A 17,190-nucleotide genomic window follows, 5' to 3' on the forward strand; every position below is an offset into this window, starting at 1 on the left:
GCGCGCACCAACTAACTTTTGCGGGACCTGCAACGAACGTTACATATATAAGGGGCGGGACCGGCGCGAGCCGGCCCCGCCCCACTTTTTGTTTTACAGCGACATGTCCACTACGCCGCGGCCGTTAATCTTGCCGGCCTTTAGCAGCTCGTAGCCTTCATTGGCGTCTTCGAGTGCAAAGTGGCGGGTGACAACGTCCTCGTAGTGAATTACGCCTTCTTCGGCAAGGCGAACTACCTCGGGCAAATCCTGGCGGGTACGTGCCCCATAGTTGCCAAGGATGGACTGGCCACGACGCACGGTGCGATTGATCTCTACGCCCGCGGTCTGTACGCCTGCACCAAGTCCGATCGGCACCATCCGCCCGCCGTCGGCCAACACGTCGAGGGCGGTGGTCCAGGTGGCGGGAATGCCCAGGGCTTCGAAGGACACGTCGACGCCGGTACCGCCTACAATGTCTACAACGGCCTGGTGAATGTCGTCGACCTTGGTGGAGTTGATGACATCGGTAGCACCCAGATCCTTCATGGGGGCGAGCTTTTCGTCCGAGACGTCGATCGCTACGACCTTGCGAGCTCCGAACGCGCGGGCCAGGGAAATGATGTTCGAGCCTACCCCGCCGGTTGCTACTACCGCGCAGGTTTCGCCGAACTGTAGGTTGGCGCCGCGGCGGACTGCACCGTAGGCGGTAAGGGCCGCGCATCCCAGAATGGAGCCTGCAACCGGGTCGATGCCCTCGCCGGCCTTGGCAACGGAAGTCGCCGGAATTACCGCGTATTCCGCAAGCCCGCCCATGGAGTACATCCAGATGGGATTGCCGTCCAGGTCAGCTAGACGGGTCTCGCCGTCGTAGAGGGTGCCGTTTAGGCGGTTCATAGAGAAGAAGGGATCGCACAGGTCGTCGCGGCCCTTGGAGCAGGCTTCACAGGTGCCGCAAGGCATTAGGAAGGCGCCGGCCACTTTGTCGCCAACTTTGAGGTTGCGCTTGTCGTTGCCGGGGCCTACCTCGACAATCTCGCCTGCTACTTCGTGGCCGAGCAGTGCCGGCATCGGGAAGGCGATCGCACCGTTGATCACGTGCAGATCGGAGTGGCACATGCCGCAAGCCGACACTTTGATCAGAACTTCACCCGCGCGAGGGTGGGGGGTCTGGATCTCCTCAACGTGCAAACCTTTGCCGGGTTCGCGCAATACTGCTGCTCTCATCGTCTTTGGAATATTCGCCGACATCTATGTCTCCTCTTGCGTTTAGGTTGGCTCGTCTGCGAGCGCTCACTTGCAATATATACAACCACCGCAATCTTTGTAAATACATTCAAACAAAAATCGACATTATTTGTCGATACTTTGCCGCTTGTGTGGAGAATATGCCCTTAGGTCCCAGCCCTACCTGCCTTCAGAACGGCAAAACGCGAGGGGAAAGTTACGCAAGTGGTGTGCACTCCCGCCCTTGCGCTTCGCGCAGATTCTAGCCTGCGCGCGCTTAGGTGGGTGGGGTGCGTTCCCGCCCTTGCGCTTCGCGCAAATGCCCGTCCGCGCCCAGAGCGCACCCCACCTGCCTAAGCTCGACAATAATGCCCGTCCGCGCCCAGAGCGCACCCCACTTGCAGGCGCCCTCCGAACAATGCGTCTGCGCCCCGATCACGCACCAGTTGCGGGGCCTGCGCAGATACGGCGTTTAAAACAAGAGCGAGGGCGGGAGGCACCCTTTGGCACCCCCGCCCTCGACAGGCGAACTATTTCAAAGTTTCACAGGAAACTTTATTTGGAATAGATCGCGTGCATGTACCCTTCAATCTCGTCGAGCGACTTGTCTGAGGTCTCGGGCATGATCTTGAACAAGATCACCGCAATGATCAGGTTCATTACACCGTAGATCAGGTATGTTACACCGCCGCCGAAGGATTCCATCATCTTCGGGAAAGTCCAGGTGATGATCGCATTGGCAACCCACATGCAGAACACGGCGAAACCGTTCATGATGCCGCGGACGTTGGCGGGGAACATTTCACCTAGCATGGTCCACACGACTGTGCCGTTAGTGGACTGCACAATCAACATGAATACACCCATCATTACCAAGATCAGGAAGGCTGCCCAGGCCGGTGGCTTGCCGGCACCACCCATGTGGGGGGCAATTACAAAGTGGAACAGCGCCGCGATGGTTAGTAGGCAGACGCCCACTCCGGTGACGTCGAATATGAGCAGGTGGCGACGCTTGAACTTGCTGATAAGAACCAGCCCGATAGCGGAGCCGATAACGGACATTACGCCGTTTGCCACCTGGGCGGTGATCGCGGCAGAGGTTCCCATTCCGGCGAACGAAAGTACCTTGGGGGCGTAATACATGACCGTGTTGACGCCGGTTGTCTGGTTGACGATGGCCAGGAATATCCCCACCGCTAGAAGTTTGCGCAGCCACGGGGTGTTCAAGACATGGCGTAGGCCCAGTTGTCTAGTGGCGTCTTGTTGACGGCGAGCTGCCACCATCTCTTCGATTTCTTCTTCGATGGAGCCATCTTTTTCGGGTTCGCGAATGCGTTTGAGGGCGCCGATCGCCTGGTACATTTCGTGTTTGATTATGTACCAGCGGGAGGATTCTGGCATGAGGTGCATGCCGATCCACAAGAATACTGCGGGGAGCGTGCAGAGGACAATCATCCAGCGCCAGGCCGAGCCGTTGCCGGAGCTTAGTGTCAACTGCATCATGAAGTCGTGAATTGCCTGCTTGTCGGCTCCGACGTGCGAGGATACGAGGGAGTTAAGGGAGTCCCAATCGTAGGTGCCGGGCTTTACGATCCCTGACGGATCGGCTTTGACGGTCAACTGGGGGCCACCGTGGGCCGAGTTGATTGCAGCGTTCATTGAGAATGCTAACAGCTGGCCAGTTACGATCATCAGCTGGTCGACTGCAACGATGGTGCCGCGGATGCGCTTGGGTGCTGTTTCAGCCAAATATACGGGTACTGTTGCGGAAGCTCCGCCTACAGCCAGCCCCAGGATCGCACGGAAGATGTACATGATCCACACGTTTGGCGAGAAGGTGTTGCCCAGGGCGCCGATGATGAACAGGATGGCCAGCAATATTATGTTGTGCCTGCGCCCGTAGCGGTCGGACAGCCGCCCTCCAAATAGCGCCCCGAACGCTGCTGCGAGGGTCAACACGCCCCCGATTGCGCCCTCTTCGATTGGCGTCAGAGCCATGCCGCCGGCGCCTTGGGGCATGTACATGTATGGAAGCGCGCCGGAGATGACGCCCGTGTCATAGCCGAAGAGCAAAGAGCCTAGGGTTGCTACCGCGGCCAGCGCGACGATTCCCCGCTTTTTGCCCGAGGGCGGCGTTTCGGCCACCATTTCTTTTATCTTTTCTGGCGTGTATTGGCTATAGGAATCCACGCTAGAAGAATTTTTATTTGTCATATCCCTCTCCGGGTTTAGGACACCATTGTCTGGCGTAATCTACTGCCGGCTGGTATGGGTACCGGACAGTCGCCAGCTTCGCTACTTTGCGAAGCATTAGTGAGCAGAACTTATTTATTTGTCAAAGGTTGTGTTGTCGGTAACCAAAGTTACCTCATGCCAGCGCCCGTCTGCGGCGGAAGCTTCCACTGCCGCATCAATTTCCGCAGCCGACCAACCGTCGCCTACGGAGGGGCCAATCTGGCGTTCTTCCAAGATTCCTTGGATGAATTGGGCGGCTTCTACGACTTTCATATCGTCGAAGCCCATAGACGTGCCAGCGCCGGGCTGGAAACGCATAAACTCCGGGAAGTCGGGGCCGGCCATGGCGTTTGTGTAGCCCTGCTGGTAGCCGTTGTCGCGTCCCAGGCAGATCTGCAGGTGGTTCAGGTCTTCAAAGTTCCACCGGATAGAACCGTCGGTTCCGTACACCTCCACGATGTATTCGGCGCGTGGGCCCACAGAGACGCGGGAGGATTCCATGGTTAGTAGTGCCCCTGATTCCATGCGGCCGATTACTGACACGTAATCTTCGTTGCCGACCGGGCCTTTTTCGTCAGACACTTCCCAGCCGGTGTGTCCCACTCCCGCCTTTAGCGGAATTGGACGCTCCGTGATGAAGGTGCCGGTTTGGGCACTAACCGCGCTAATGCGATCCTTGAGGAGGTACTGGACTAGATCTTCGCCGTGGCCGAGCAGATCCAAGATTACGCCAGCCCCGGCCTTTTCCTTGAAGTAACGCCAGGTGAGCGGCCCTTCTGGGCCTGAGGCGTAGTCGGCTATCAACCACACGCGAGCATTTGTGATACGTCCGAGTTTTCCGTCGCTGATGAGTTTGCGTGCCAGCTCGATTGCGGGAGTGTGCCTGTAGTTGAATCCCACGGAGGTGATCAACCCAGCTTTAGCTGCGCCCTCGGCAATGTCCTTCGATTCGGCGGCCGAAATACCCATTGGCTTTTCAATCCAGAACGGCTTGCCGGCGGCGATGGTGGCCATGGCGATTTCGTGGTGGAGGAAGTTGGGGGCGCAGATGGAAACTACGTCTACTTCGGGATCGGAGATCACGTCGTGGTAGTCTTCGACGGCCTTTCGAAATCCCAGGTTTTCGGTGGCTACTTTTCTGTTTGCCTCGATTAAGTCGCAGCAGACCACTAGGTCAATGTCGACTTCCAGCTCCGGGTACTTTTCGCGCAGTGCCTTGTAAGAGCGGGTGTGCAGCCTCCCCATCCAACCTAGCGATATTACCCCAATTCCAATACGTTTCCTGGCCATTTATGCTCCTTTGCATGCCTGTTGTCCCCTGGAAGGAAATGTATTCCAGGTCGCATTTGTAACAACAAAAATACAATAGATTAAATTGGCGCTCCGAGCAAGGACCAATGGCCTAATCTCCAAGCATTAGGGCAGGTAGTAAACCTGCCCTACTCGGCGAAGCGCAGCACGCACTCGCCCTCAACGCAACAGCAGCCGAGGGCGAGTGCGAACCAGCAAGTTTTGCAGTTACCTAAGCAACCCTACGCGAATTCCTCCTGTAGGCGGGCCAAAATGCGCTTGTTAATTTCGTCGGCCCACTCGTGCCAACCAAACACGCACACGCTCAAAACCCCGTCAAAGTCCATGTCGCGCAAGGTCGAGAACACCGCGTCCCAGTCGACCTCGCCCCTGCCTATTTCATTGTGCTGGTGCACACGAGCGTCCACCCCTGGCGGATTGACAATGTAGCGGTTGCCGTCGTTGGCGGCATGGTTGTACACATCTGCCACGTGCACTTCCTTCAATTTTTTTCCGCTGGAGCGCAGCATCCGCTCCACGTCTCCCTTGCCCTCGGACAGGTGGAAGGTGTGGGGGCAGCAGTACTCGTAGTTGACCCAATCCTTGTTTACGCCGCGCACCAGACGCAACGCCTCGTCGTGAGTCTCGACAAAATCGTAGGGGTGGGCCTCCATGTTCAGCGCAATCCCATACTTTTCGAAGTCGCCCTCAAGCTCCGCCATGGACTTGTACCACTGCATTTCACACTCACGGGGCGTATTAGGATTTCCAGAAAACTCCGAGGTAATTTCGCGGCAATCTAGCTGGTCGGCAATTTCCAGCAGGCGACGCCAGTTGCGCACCTGCCCCTGGCGTTCCTGTTCGTCAGTGGCAGACCAATTGAACACCGGATTCAAAGTGCGTATTTTGACGCCTGTTTGCTTGGACGTCCTCACCAATTCGGCCACATAATCGTCGTCGGCCTTAGGGTAGTGGTGCCAAAAGTGCAGGTCTGCGTTAGGGGACAATTCCACATGGTCGAACCCCAGTTCACGGGCCTTGTGCAAGGTCTGCGGCACAGACATTGAGAAATAATACATGTTCGGGTCTAGAGCTATGTCTACCATCGGTTACTCCTTCGTCACCTATACAAAATCTAGAAGCTACCTGTTTGCGTTTGCCGCTAGCAGGGTGCGCGCAGACACTTCAATGCCCGCAAGCTGGTCTAAGAACGGGTCCTCATGCTCGATGTTTACGTTCATGGCCGGGTTTACGGCGGCAATGCGGCGCAAGAACTCGGCCCACCACTCGGTGTCGTGTCCATTGCCAACAGCCACAAAACGCCACGCGGCCGGGTCCGCCCAAGTGGAGCAGTAATGCGCCATACCCGACGGGTAGGGGTTCTGCTCCGGCCACCGCGTGAAATTGTCGTCCAACACCCCGCGCACGTCCACATCCGGCAGGATCTTCGTGTCTTTAGCGTGCACGTGGTAGATGTGCTCACCCAAGAAGTCGATGCACTTAAAAATGTCCATACCCTGCCACATCAGGTGCGACGGGTCCATGTTCACCCCTATGTTCGTGGGCTGCACCCGCTCTAGGAAGTTCATAAACCCTACCGGGGTGAACACCGTGTTGTGGGGGTGCAGCTCCCAGGCCAGTTTCACGCCGGCATCTGCGGCCCGTCTGTCCATTTCCTTCCAGTACTTGTCCAACACAGACTGCTGGTATTCGAGCACTTCCAGGTAAACGCCATTCCACGGGTTCACCACCCAGGAGGGATACTTCGCGTCTGGATCCGACCCAGGCGCGCCCGACATGCAGACAATTTCCTCGACCCCAAGCTTGGAGGCGAGGTCGATCGCCCTCTTCAAATCGTAGTGGTGGCGCGGGCCCACGTCAGGGAGCGGGTCCAAAACGTTTCCGGAACAGTTTAGCCCGGTAATCTCCATCCCCTTTTCCGCAAAAACTCCCAGGTATTCTTCACGCGCCGTTTTTGAAGAAACCAGCAAGTCCACGTGGCAGTGCGGAGACGGAATGAACCCGCCCACGTTCACCTCAGCGCCGTCTAAGCCGTAGCCCTTCAGAATGTCCAACGCTTCGGCCAAATCGTAGTTGTGTAGGCAAGCAGTGTATGCGCCCAGTTTCAACGTCATCGTTTTCCCCTATCGGATTTCTACTTCGCGTCCGCCCTCGGCAGCCGAACGCACTATCGCTTCTTGAATGCGCATTGCCCTGTACCCGTCCGCAAACGAGGGCACCCGAGGCAGGCCCGTATCAACGCCGGCCACCTGCCCTAGGAAGGCGTGTGCCTGGTAGATGAACTGATCGATCTGGGTTACGCCCACTCCCCCAAACGCCATAGACGACCCCGCCTTGAAGTACGGGAAATCCGGATTGGCGAGGACGACCCGGGGGCCAGCAAGATCAGGTTCGTCTGAGCGCGTTTGCACGCTGAGCTCACCCGCCCGGGCCATGTCGAAAGCCGCAAAGCCGTCGGTACCGTATACCTCGAAACGCTGGGAGTTGGGGTGGCCCAACGCTACCCTCGAGCAGACGAAGGACCCTACAACCCCGCCCTCGAAAGTGGCGGTAAAAGCCGCCACGTCGTCGTTAGTCACCTTGCCTTTTGGCCCGCCTGCTTGTGTCTGCCCCCGCTGGGCCGCCTGGGCGCCCTCGGCGATTGGGCGTTCGGTAATTACGGTGTTGAAGGCGGCTCCCGAAACGCTTTTTACGGGCCCACACACTAGTTCGGCGGTATTGATCAGGTGCGAACCTACATCTCCTAAAGCCCCCGAACCCATCGGCCCCGTGTAACGCCAAGCTAAAGGCGCGTTCGCGTCGCACCCGTAGTCGCACAGGTAGCTGCCGTTGAAGTTCACCAGTTCGCCAAGCCGGCCCGAGCGGGCAAGCTCGGCGGCTTTCGCCAGCGAGGGTGACCAACGGTAGCCGAAGGCCGTTCCCGTCTGCACCGAAGCGCCCTGTTCAAGTTCGGCTAGTGCCTTGGCATCTTCCAGGTTGTCGGTCAGAGGCTTCTCGCACAACACGTGCTTGCCGGCCTCCACCAAGGCTTGTGCCATTTCGCGGTGCAAGGCGTTGCCCACGACGATAGAAACGACGTCGATGGTTGGGTCGGTCAAAATTTCGTGCCAATCGGCAGTGGCCTTTTCGTATCCGTAGCGCCTTGCCGCGTCCTGAGCGAAGGGAAGGTACGCGTCAGCGATTGTGGCCAATCGAATGGGGGGCAGATTAGCCCCAAAAACGGTGCTTGCTTGCCGCCAGGCGTTGGCGTGGGTTGCCCCCGCCATGCCCGCACCGATAACTGCAACAGAAAGTGGTTTCGCCATTTTGCTCTCCTCGTTGAGATTGCCGCTAAAGCGGCATCCGAGCACCCACGGCCGGGTACCGGTTGCGTACGAATTACGCTACCGGAGTTTTTAACGCGCGTCAACGCTTTGTCGTATCATTTTGATTTTTTGGGGTTTTCGCCGCCGGAAGAGGCCCTTACGACCAACTCACCCGCCTTCACAATCTGCTGCTCGCGGCGCCCACCCAGCGCCCGCATGAGCGCCAAACACCCCAGCGAAGCGCCTTTTTGGTCAACCGTAGTCAGGTTAATTTCAGGGGCCGCCGCCATAGGAATATTGTCGTATCCCACCAAGCCCACGTCCTGGCCCACCCGCTTACCGCGCACCGTCAGCCCTGACAGAATTGCGAGCGCCAACATGTCGTTGTGCGCCACAAACGCTACCTTTTGGTGGCTAGCCAGCTTTCCGTCGAGCAAATGCCCCACCCCCGAATGGCTCACCACCGCCAACTCGTAAGTAACCTGGCTACTAGCCTTTACGCTTGCTAAAAACGCGTCCCTGCGATCGCGCGCCCCAAGTTCGCCTGCGCCCTCGGAATAATTTATGTAGATCAAATGCTCCCACCCGGCCTTCACCAAGTGCGAAACTATTTGCCTCATGATCGGAACGGGATCCGCATATACGGCCGGCACACACGGGTCCGGGCTAGTACGCCCCACCACTACCACCGGCACATGTTTGCCGAGCTCTATCAGCTGCGCCTTAGCCATCAGAGGCGACACCAATATGAGGGCGTCCACGCTCAGATCCACAAACTTCCACGCCGCAAACACTTCGGTGGCCACATCCGTGCCAGAATCCGAAACGAGCACCAACTTGCCCGAATCTTTAGCCACCTCGCGAACGCCCGACACCACGGAATCAAAAAAATTGTTAGACAGATTCGGCAGAATGAGCCCCACCAAACCGGATTTAGAAGAAGCCAGCATTGCCGCCGCAGCGTTGGGCCGGTAGCCGAGCTTTGCGGCTGCCTCGGCGACACGTTTTTTAGTTTCTGGCCGGATCTTAGGCGAATCATGCAATGCCATAGATACCAGGCCCCTAGAGACACAAGCGAGATCTGCAACATCTTGCTGAGTAACCTTGCGCGCCATAAGGCTCATTTTACATTGTCTTTTCCGTCGCGTTCAGTAAATTGGCGCCGGCAGCCGGTTTGCGCGCCGCGAGCGCTTTCACAGATGCCCAATCAGGTGGTGGGCCGAAACCGCCCGCGTCAGCCTCCATACACCTTGCCCCGGACACGGTAGGGCCCGGCCTCTCGCAGCGGCCGGGCCCTACCCCTTCACTTGGACTTAGCTACTAATCTTCCTTTTCGAAAGACAAGGTGGCGTCGTGCACCTCGTCTTCGGAAGGCCAGCGGGAAGTGATTGCCTTGGCGCGAGTGTAGAACTCTACGCCCTCGGGCCCGTGGATGTGATGTTCACCGTTCAGCGAATCCTTCCAACCACCGAAGGAATGGTAGGCGACCGGGGTGGGAATAGGCACGTTAATGCCAACCATGCCAGCTTCGATCTCGTGTTCGAAACGGCGCGCAACCCCACCGTCGTTGGTGAAGATCGCGGAGCCGTTACCCACGGTCTGCCTATTCATCAACTCAATCGCTTCGTCAAAGCTGTCGCGGTGCTGGATTAGCAGAACGGGGCCAAAGACCTCTTCGCAATAGGCCTTCGCTTCGAGCGGGACATCTTCCAAAATAGTGGGGCCGAGCCAGTAGCCGCCCTCGTAACCTTCCACCTTGTGCTTGCGCCCATCCAGGATTACCTTCGCGCCCAGCTTTTCAGCCTCGTCAATCCAAGAAATAATGCGCTCCTGAGCGGCCTTAGAAATCACCGGACCGAATCCAGCCTTTTCGTCGTTGCCCTGGCCAGGAATAGCAATCTGCCCGGCCTGCTTCTTGACGGCTTCAGCCAGACCTTCCCCGGCCTCGCCCACAGCTACGGCAACAGAAAGGGCCATGCAACGCTCGCCGGCGGCACCGAAGGCTGCTGCGGCCAGCCACTTTGCCACGAACTCCTGATCGGCGTCGGGCATTACCATAGCGTGGTTGTTGGCACCGCCCAGCGCCTGTACGCGCTTGCCGGCCTCGATCGCCCTCTTCTGCACCAGCTTGGCAACCTTGGTGGAACCCACGAACGAAACGCCCTGCACTGCGGGGTTGTCAATGATGACGTTAGTAATCTGGTTGTCGCCAGGCAGCAGCGAGAAGAGCCCGTCAGGCAGACCCGCTTCCTTCAACTTCTTAGCCATGTCGAATGCGGCCGACGGAACCGCATTGGCTGGCTTCAGCACAATGGCGTTGCCCGTGGCTAGAGCCAGCGGGAACATCCACATGGGAACCATTGCCGGGAAATTAAACGGGACGATGCCCGCCACTACGCCGAGGGGCTGGCGAATAACTTTCAGGTCCACGTTTGTGCCCACATTGTAGGAGTACTGCCCCTTGGAGTTGGCACCAATGTTGCAGGCGTATTCGACAGTTTCTAGACCGCGCTGAATTTCGCCACGAGCATCCGAGAGGGTCTTGCCGTGTTCGTCCACCGACAGCTGCGCCATGTTGTCAATATCTTCCATGACCAGCTGGCGGAACTTGTACATAACCTCTTGACGCTTCGGGATCGACTTGTTGCGCCATTCCTTCTGCGCCTTGTCGGCCAGCTCGATGGCCTCTTCGACCTGTTCGGGGCTCACTAGCTCCAAGGTCCCAATGACTTCACCGGTAGCCGGGTTGTCGATGTCGACTGTTCCGCCCTTACCGTCGACGGCTTTGCCACCGATCCAAGGCTTAACAACGTAAGTCATGAAAGTATCTCCCCAATGAGTTCGCTTCTAAGTCAGCTAAGAGCCCCTAGTACTTAGGTCTCTTATGCCTCAATAGTACGGCCTTTTGTCCTATCAATCAAGCGTTTGTCCTATCAATCTACTTTTATTGTGAGCATTGCTTTCAACCTTTGGAGCGGTTCTACATACCCGTTTGCAGACTCTTATAGTTTGGCCGGAAAGGGCCCCAAGTCCGTTCCCCCGCTGTGTTCTAGGCGAGGACGGCACGGTCGTTGCGCTTGGGTAAGTAGGGTGCGCTCTGGGCGCGGACGGGCATTTGCGCGAAGCGCAAGGGCAGGAGAGCCGGGACCACAGAAGTTAAAGAAGCAGAAGCGTCGTCACGAAGTAGCCCGGGCCGCTTGGGTAACGAGATGCCCCGGCACTGAAGCGTGTCGGGGCATCTGTTCGCACCAGCGGCGGGGCTGGCAACTCGCGTCAGCTAGCCCACCCGGCAAGCCGGGGGCTAGGCCTGGGAGCTTACCAGTAGTGTCGCTGGTATTTGTCCTTGTAGTCGATGTATTCCTTGTAGGCCTGGTTGGTCGAATCGAGTCGCGAAGTCTGCGATACGGCCACCTCCCACCAGGAAGAGGCCGGCGGGTTGGGCCCGTAAAGATCGGTTTCAATGTAGATCATGGTGGCCTTGTCCGAGGCGGCGGCCTTGGCGTAGGCTTCGCGGAACTCGGCTATGGAGTGCACGCGCAGCACGTCTAGGCCCCACGATTCGGCGTTTGCGGCGATGTCGACACTTAGCAATTGTCCGTCCTCGTTGTGGGCGTTGCCGTCCCCAACGCGGTAGCGGGTGCCGAAGCGCTGCGAACCGTGCGATTCGCTTAGCGCGCCGATCGAGGCGAAGCCGTGGTTTTCGAGCAGCACGTAGATTACCTTGATGCGCTCTTGGACTACGGTTGCCAGTTCCATGGGTAGCATCTGGTAGGTGCCGTCGCCTACGATTGCGACTACTTCCGAATCCGGCAGTGCCAGTTTGACGCCCATCGCGGCGGGCACTTCGTAGCCCATGCACGAGAAGGCGTATTCGACGTGGTACTGGATTTCGGATTTAGCCTGCCACAGTGCCTGTAGGTCCCCGGGCATGGAGCCGGCGGCGTTGATTACTACGTCGCGCTCGCCCAGCATTTCGTTGAGGGCGCCGAACACTTCTGTCTGGGCGGGCAGTGGCCCGTGGTCCAGGTGGTAGCACTTTTCGGTGGCTTTCATCCAGGCTTCGCGTTCGGAGGCGATTTCTTTGGCGTAGTCGGCTTCGATTTTGTATCCGGCGAGGGCGTCTTTGAGGGCTACTAGGGCTTCGCGTGCGTCTGCAACAACCATGACTGCGGAATTCTTCGCAGCGTCGAAGCTGGTCACATTGATGTTAACGAACTTGACGTCGGGGTTTTTGAACTGCGTGCGCGAGGCAGTAGTGAAATCGCTGTAGCGGGTGCCGATCCCTATGATGAGGTCGGATTTGTCGGCTAAGTGATTGCCGGAGTCGCCGCCGGTAGATCCTACGCCCCCTACTGAGGACGGGTGGTCGTAGGTGATTGCGCCTTTGCCGGCCTGGGTGTCGGCTACGGGCAGTCCGGTGGCGGTGGCTAGGGCGCGCAGTTCTTCGTGTGCGTGCGAGTATTTTACGCCGCCGCCGGCGATTACTAGCGGCCTCTTGGATGCCTTAATGGCCTGGACTGCACGCTCTAGTTCAGAGGGCGAAACTGCGGGCCTGCGGATGTGCCAGACGCGCTTTGCAAACATGGCTTCGGGGTAGTCGTATGCCTCGGCCTGCACATCTTGGGGCAGGGCGATAGTAACTGCCCCGGTTTCGGCCGGGTCGGTTAGCACGCGCATTGCTGCCATCAGGGAGGGCATCAGCTGTTCGGGCCGGTTGATCCGGTCGAAGAAGCGGGACACTGGCCTGAAGGCGTCATTCACGGACACGTCTAGGCTGGTTGGGTCTTCGAGCTGCTGCAGTACCGGGTCTGGGAAGCGGGTCGAGAAGATGTCGGAGGGGAACAGTAGTACTGGCACCCGGTTGGTGGTGGCCAGTGCTGCGCCGGTGACCATGTTCAACGAGCCGGGCCCGATGGACGCGGTGCATGCCATTAGTTGGGTGCGCTCGTTAGCTTTTGCGAACGCGGCGGCGGCGTGTACCTGACCCTGTTCGTTGCGGGGCATTATGTACTTCATGCGCCCGCCGTCGGGTTCCGGATCGATTTCATTTTGCAGTAGGGCCTGTCCCAGTCCGGCCACGTTGCCGTGCCCGAAGATGCCGAAGGTGCCGGGAACTAGACGCTTTTCTACACCGTCGCGCTCTGAGTACTGGTTTACCAGGAAGCGGACAATTGCCTGCCCGACCGTAAGCCTTACTTTTGGTTCACTCTTCATTGTGATTTTCCCGTTTTCTACTTTTCTACTTTTTTGGTCATGGGCAGGCGGGGGTCTACCTGCTGTTCCCCCCACGATTCCTTGACCCAGGCGTGGGCTGGGTCGTCGGTCATTAGCCAGGTGGCGTCCTCGGCGGGGCCTGCCATCACGTTGAGGTAGTACAGGTCGTAGCCGGGGGCGGCGGCTGAGGGGCCGTGATAGCCGTATGGCATTACTACTACGTCGCCGGTGCGCACTTCAGTGCACACGTCGATGGGGTGGCCTGGGGACGGGTAGACACGTTGGAGGGCGAAACCTTCCGAGTTATCTTTTCCGGGGCGCACTTCGAAGTAATAGATTTCTTCTAGTTTGCGTTCGTTTTCGTTGTGCTCGTCGTGCTTGTGTGGCGGGTAGGAAGACCAGTTGCCGCCCGGGGTGAGCACCTCGGTTACCAGCAGGTGGTCGGTTTTTAGTTCGTTGCCGAGGGCGTAGTTGTTCACCTGGCGCGAGCAGGGGCCTGCCCCGCGCAGCGAAGTGTTGACGGCTTCTTTGCCCCAGTAGGAAACCTCGAGGCGCTGGTTGCAGCGGGAGGTGGGGATGCAGAAACGACCTCCTTCCTTGGAGGTAACGGTGAAGTCGGTTTCGCGTGGGATGTACAGGTAATCTGTTACGTCAGTCCAAATGTCCTGACGGCCTTCGAGCTGGTATTCCTTGCCTTCTACCTGTACAGTGCACCCGCCGGAGAGGGGAAGCACTAGCAGTTCGTCGGCCTCGGAATTGAGTTCTTCCTGTCCGCCTGCGGGCAGGTTCAGCACCTTGATGCCAGAAAATTCCCACCCGGCGATTTCGGGACAGATGTCGGTTTCGTACTGCCCGTGTGCGGTGGAACCGGCTTTTTTCAAATATTTTTCGTTGTCACTCATAGCATCTCCACTGTCTGATCTACCGCCTTGGCGACGTCGCCGTCAGGCGGAAATAGAAGCGATCTTCCGATCACTAGGCCTTTTACGTTTGGTAGTTTCAGAGCTTTGCCCCAACTGTTCATCGCGGCTTCAGGATCCGAGGAAACTTCCCCACCTAGGATAAGTGATGGGAGTGTGGTGGCGGCCATCACCTGCTCCATATTGTCGACGCAGGGCAGTTTTAGCCACGTATATGCGGACGTACGTCCTAGTCCTTCGGCGATTGCGATGGAGCGTATTACCGCTTCGGGTTCTAGGTTGTTGGCGATGTGTCCGTTCTTGGTTTCCGAGATGAATGGTTCGACCATTGCCATAACTTTTTCGGCGGCCAGCTCGTTTACCGCGTTTGCGGCAGATTGCAAGGTGGCTGGCGTGGCCGGGTCGTTGTAGTGGATGCGCAGTAGCATTTTTCCACCGTCGAGCCCAGCGGTTTTGATTCCGGCAGCGTCGTAGCAGTTGAAGCGGTCGTCGATGCCGAAGCTAGCTCCGTCGAGGCCGGCGCGGTTCATAGAACCGTATACTAGTTTTCCTTCGAGGGCACCCATCAGGGCGAGGTCTTCGACCATGTCGGCGGTGCCGAGGAAGCCGTGTACGCCCGGCCTGGCCAGTGCTTCTGCGCACCTGCTCAGTAGTTCTTCACGGTCGGCCATGGCGGTGTTGTCGGCGCCTGCCTTTAGTGCTCCGCGGGCGGGGTGGTCGCAGGCGATCACCAGCATTGCCCCGTCTTTGGGGGCACTGCCCTTGGTGCGCTCAGCTAGGGTTTGAGCAATTTTTTCGGGGTGGTTGGCCCGAATGTCAGCGATTTTTTCGATGATAGACATGTCAGTTCCGCTCAGTTACTTGTGGTTCTGCCTCGGGGTGGGCCCGCATCATGTCTAGGATTTCGGGCTCGGAGGCCATTGCGGTGGAGCATTCGAGGCGGGTGCATACTAGAGCTCCCGCGGTTGATGCTGCCGAGATGATTTCGGGGAGGTCCCACCCTGACAGGAGGCCGTGGCAGAGGGTACCGCCGAAGGAGTCGCCTGCGCCGAGTCCGTTCACCACTTCTACTTCGGTGACAGGTACTTCGATGCGGCGGTCTTTGGTCTTGCACAGGGTACCTTTAGGGCCCTGTTTTACTATTGCGATTTCGACGCCGCGGTCCAGGAGGGCGTCGGCTGCCCTGTCGGGTTCGGTTTCGCCAACTGCGATGCGGCATTCTTCCTTGTTGCCAACTGCGATGTTGACGTATTGGAGGGCTTCTCCCACGCGTTCGGTGGCGAGCTTTTCATCTTCCCAAAACATGGGCCTGTAGTCGAGGTCTGCGATCACCCAGTGTTCGCGGGCACGGGCTTTGAGGGCGTGCATGTGGGCGCTGAAGGAGGGCTCTTCAGATAGTCCGGTTACAGATATCCAGAAGATCTTTGCCTTTTGTAGGGCGTCCTCGGGAATATCGTCGGGGGTGATCTCGAGATCTGGCGCCTTGGGCTGACGGTAGAAGTACAGCGGGAAGTTATCCGGTGGGAAGATCTCGCAGAAGGTCACCGGGGTGGACAGGGTTTCGCTGGTTTTCACGTAGGTGTCGTATACGCCGAGGGCGCGCATTTCGCTGCGCACGTACCGGCCAAATGGGTCGTCGCCCACCCCGGTGATTACTGCGGCCGAGTGGCGGAGTTTTGCTGCGGCTACTGCGACGTTTGTGGGCGAGCCGCCCAAGAACTTGCCAAAGGAGGTGACTTTTTCGAGCCCTACCCCCGTCTGCAGCGGGTAAATGTCCACGCCAGAACGCCCTATGGTAAGTACATCTAGCTGCGGTTCCGGTATCCTACGCATCGACAAAACCTTCCTTTATTGTGCACGGTATGCGTGGCTGGCAGCTGTGCTGCCTGCGCCGGGTGGCGCTTGCTCCGTCTTGTAGTTGTGGGGGTCGGCTTGCTCGGTGTTGCCGCTCGGAGCAGGCGGCAACCCCGACCAAGACCGGTTGTTTAGTTGTAGAAGGCGGGTTTTGCGATCAGCTGGATGGCGATCTCTTTTCCGCCCTCTTTTTGGGATTCGAGTGCGGCGTCTACTACTGAGGTGGCGGCGTAGCCGTCCCAGGCAGTAGAGCCCGTGTGGCGATCTTGTGCCACGGCGTTGATCCAGGCCTGCACCTCTGTGTCGAAGGCTCCTTTGAACCTGTCAATGTGGGAGGTGCAGATGGCGTTGCGGTTGCCGTTTATGTCCCGGATGAACATCTTTTCTTGGTCACCCAACCTGGCTGCGGCGCTTTCCATCACCACTTCGCATTCGATGGAGTAGCCCCACCCCAGGTTGACATTTACCTCGTCGTCTAGGCGGATCCCCGAGTCCGTGTACATGACCAAAACGATCGGTTCTTCTAAGCCGGCGTGTGCGCGACTGGTTTGGCGCACCGGATCGACGCGCACGGCTTTTATTTCTTCGCCGGTGAGCCATCGCATCGTGTCTATTTCGTGGATGGCGGTGTCGTCGATCAGCATTCGCGAAGTGTAATTAGCGGGCACAGTCGGATTGCGGTGGCGGTTGTGGACCATTAGCACAGGGCCGTATTCGCCCTGGTCGACGGCTTTTTTCAACTGGTTGTACCCCTGGTCGAAACGCCGCATGAAACCTACTGTCACGAGTTTTTTGCCAGCCCGCTGCTCTGCCTGCATTATGTTTTTGCAGTCGGCCGCAGTGGTAGCCAACGGTTTTTCGCACAAGACGTATTTGCCGGCCTCAATTGCCGCTATCACGTCGGGGGCGTGCACCTTGCCGAAGGTAGCAACGAGGACGGCGTCCACGTTCGGGTCAGAGATTAGTTCGGCCCCACTGCCGTAGGCTTTCCCTCCAACTTGGGCGGCGACCTCTTCGGCGGCTTGCGGGTTCAAATCGGCGGCGGCCACTACCTGGGCACCAGACAGATCCTCTGTGATGCGCTTTACATGGGCCCTGCCCATGCCCCCACACCCGATGAGTCCGATATTCACAGTCATGAGTCC

The 17,190-nt window shown here is 58.3% G+C and carries 13 protein-coding genes; all 13 read right to left on the reverse strand.

From position 1 onward, the window contains the following. Positions 1-93 precede the first annotated feature (93 nt). Complete coding sequence (locus G437_RS0107515) at positions 94-1,230, reverse strand: zinc-binding dehydrogenase (RefSeq protein WP_024331950.1); 1,137 nt, start codon at positions 1,228-1,230, stop codon at positions 94-96. A gap of 531 nt (positions 1,231-1,761) precedes the next feature. Then, on the reverse strand, positions 1,762-3,420 hold the full coding sequence (locus tag G437_RS0107520) for an MFS transporter (protein WP_024331951.1): 1,659 nt from the start codon (positions 3,418-3,420) through the stop codon (positions 1,762-1,764). Positions 3,421-3,534: 114 nt separating this feature from the next. Further along, positions 3,535-4,731, reverse strand: a complete 1,197-nt coding sequence (locus G437_RS0107525) for a Gfo/Idh/MocA family protein (RefSeq protein ID WP_024331952.1) — start codon at positions 4,729-4,731, stop codon at positions 3,535-3,537. A 242-nt stretch (positions 4,732-4,973) separates the two neighbouring features. Then, entirely contained in the window at positions 4,974-5,837 is an 864-nt protein-coding gene (locus tag G437_RS0107530; RefSeq protein WP_024331953.1) for a sugar phosphate isomerase/epimerase family protein, read from the reverse strand. Between the two features lie 36 nt (positions 5,838-5,873). After that, on the reverse strand, positions 5,874-6,866 hold the full coding sequence (locus tag G437_RS0107535; protein WP_024331954.1) for a sugar phosphate isomerase/epimerase family protein: 993 nt from the start codon (positions 6,864-6,866) through the stop codon (positions 5,874-5,876). 9 nt (positions 6,867-6,875) lie between these two features. Continuing rightward, positions 6,876-8,057, reverse strand: a complete 1,182-nt coding sequence (locus G437_RS0107540; RefSeq protein ID WP_024331955.1) for a Gfo/Idh/MocA family protein — start codon at positions 8,055-8,057, stop codon at positions 6,876-6,878. A gap of 116 nt (positions 8,058-8,173) precedes the next feature. Beyond that, complete coding sequence (locus tag G437_RS0107545; protein ID WP_024331956.1) at positions 8,174-9,172, reverse strand: LacI family DNA-binding transcriptional regulator; 999 nt, start codon at positions 9,170-9,172, stop codon at positions 8,174-8,176. 205 nt (positions 9,173-9,377) lie between these two features. After that, on the reverse strand, positions 9,378-10,877 hold the full coding sequence (locus G437_RS0107555; RefSeq protein ID WP_024331957.1) for a CoA-acylating methylmalonate-semialdehyde dehydrogenase: 1,500 nt from the start codon (positions 10,875-10,877) through the stop codon (positions 9,378-9,380). Positions 10,878-11,372: 495 nt separating this feature from the next. Beyond that, positions 11,373-13,271: a 3D-(3,5/4)-trihydroxycyclohexane-1,2-dione acylhydrolase (decyclizing) gene (gene iolD, locus G437_RS0107560; protein WP_024331958.1), complete on the reverse strand. Its 1,899-nt coding sequence runs from the start codon at positions 13,269-13,271 to the stop codon at positions 11,373-11,375. A 17-nt stretch (positions 13,272-13,288) separates the two neighbouring features. Continuing rightward, entirely contained in the window at positions 13,289-14,173 is an 885-nt protein-coding gene (gene iolB, locus G437_RS0107565; RefSeq protein WP_024331959.1) for a 5-deoxy-glucuronate isomerase, read from the reverse strand. Continuing rightward, positions 14,170-15,033 (reverse strand): Cgl0159 family (beta/alpha)8-fold protein, encoded by an 864-nt coding sequence (locus tag G437_RS0107570; protein ID WP_024331960.1) that lies wholly within the window; start codon positions 15,031-15,033, stop codon positions 14,170-14,172. The genes iolB and G437_RS0107570 overlap by 4 nt, the downstream gene beginning before the upstream one ends. A gap of 1 nt (position 15,034) precedes the next feature. Further along, complete coding sequence (gene iolC / locus G437_RS0107575; RefSeq protein WP_024331961.1) at positions 15,035-16,024, reverse strand: 5-dehydro-2-deoxygluconokinase; 990 nt, start codon at positions 16,022-16,024, stop codon at positions 15,035-15,037. A gap of 152 nt (positions 16,025-16,176) precedes the next feature. Next, on the reverse strand, positions 16,177-17,184 hold the full coding sequence (locus G437_RS0107580) for a Gfo/Idh/MocA family protein (RefSeq protein ID WP_024331962.1): 1,008 nt from the start codon (positions 17,182-17,184) through the stop codon (positions 16,177-16,179). Positions 17,185-17,190 lie beyond the last annotated feature (6 nt).

Origin of the sequence: Winkia neuii subsp. neuii DSM 8576, from assembly GCF_000420405.1 — a bacterium.
GTDB classification, from domain to species: domain Bacteria; phylum Actinomycetota; class Actinomycetes; order Actinomycetales; family Actinomycetaceae; genus Winkia; species Winkia neuii.

Excerpts from the sequence above, each read along its gene's own strand:
- G437_RS0107515 (WP_024331950.1), bottom strand. The coding sequence starts at position 1,230 with ATGTCGGCGAATATTCCAAAGACGATGAGAGCAGCAGTATTGCGCGAA.
- G437_RS0107520 (WP_024331951.1), bottom strand. The coding sequence starts at position 3,420 with ATGACAAATAAAAATTCTTCTAGCGTGGATTCCTATAGCCAATACACG.
- G437_RS0107525 (WP_024331952.1), bottom strand. The coding sequence starts at position 4,731 with ATGGCCAGGAAACGTATTGGAATTGGGGTAATATCGCTAGGTTGGATG.
- G437_RS0107530 (WP_024331953.1), bottom strand. The coding sequence starts at position 5,837 with ATGGTAGACATAGCTCTAGACCCGAACATGTATTATTTCTCAATGTCT.
- G437_RS0107535 (WP_024331954.1), bottom strand. The coding sequence starts at position 6,866 with ATGACGTTGAAACTGGGCGCATACACTGCTTGCCTACACAACTACGAT.
- G437_RS0107540 (WP_024331955.1), bottom strand. The coding sequence starts at position 8,057 with ATGGCGAAACCACTTTCTGTTGCAGTTATCGGTGCGGGCATGGCGGGG.
- G437_RS0107545 (WP_024331956.1), bottom strand. The coding sequence starts at position 9,172 with ATGGCGCGCAAGGTTACTCAGCAAGATGTTGCAGATCTCGCTTGTGTC.
- G437_RS0107555 (WP_024331957.1), bottom strand. The coding sequence starts at position 10,877 with ATGACTTACGTTGTTAAGCCTTGGATCGGTGGCAAAGCCGTCGACGGT.
- iolD (WP_024331958.1), bottom strand. The coding sequence starts at position 13,271 with ATGAAGAGTGAACCAAAAGTAAGGCTTACGGTCGGGCAGGCAATTGTC.
- iolB (WP_024331959.1), bottom strand. The coding sequence starts at position 14,173 with ATGAGTGACAACGAAAAATATTTGAAAAAAGCCGGTTCCACCGCACAC.
- G437_RS0107570 (WP_024331960.1), bottom strand. The coding sequence starts at position 15,033 with ATGTCTATCATCGAAAAAATCGCTGACATTCGGGCCAACCACCCCGAA.
- iolC (WP_024331961.1), bottom strand. The coding sequence starts at position 16,024 with ATGCGTAGGATACCGGAACCGCAGCTAGATGTACTTACCATAGGGCGT.
- G437_RS0107580 (WP_024331962.1), bottom strand. The coding sequence starts at position 17,184 with ATGACTGTGAATATCGGACTCATCGGGTGTGGGGGCATGGGCAGGGCC.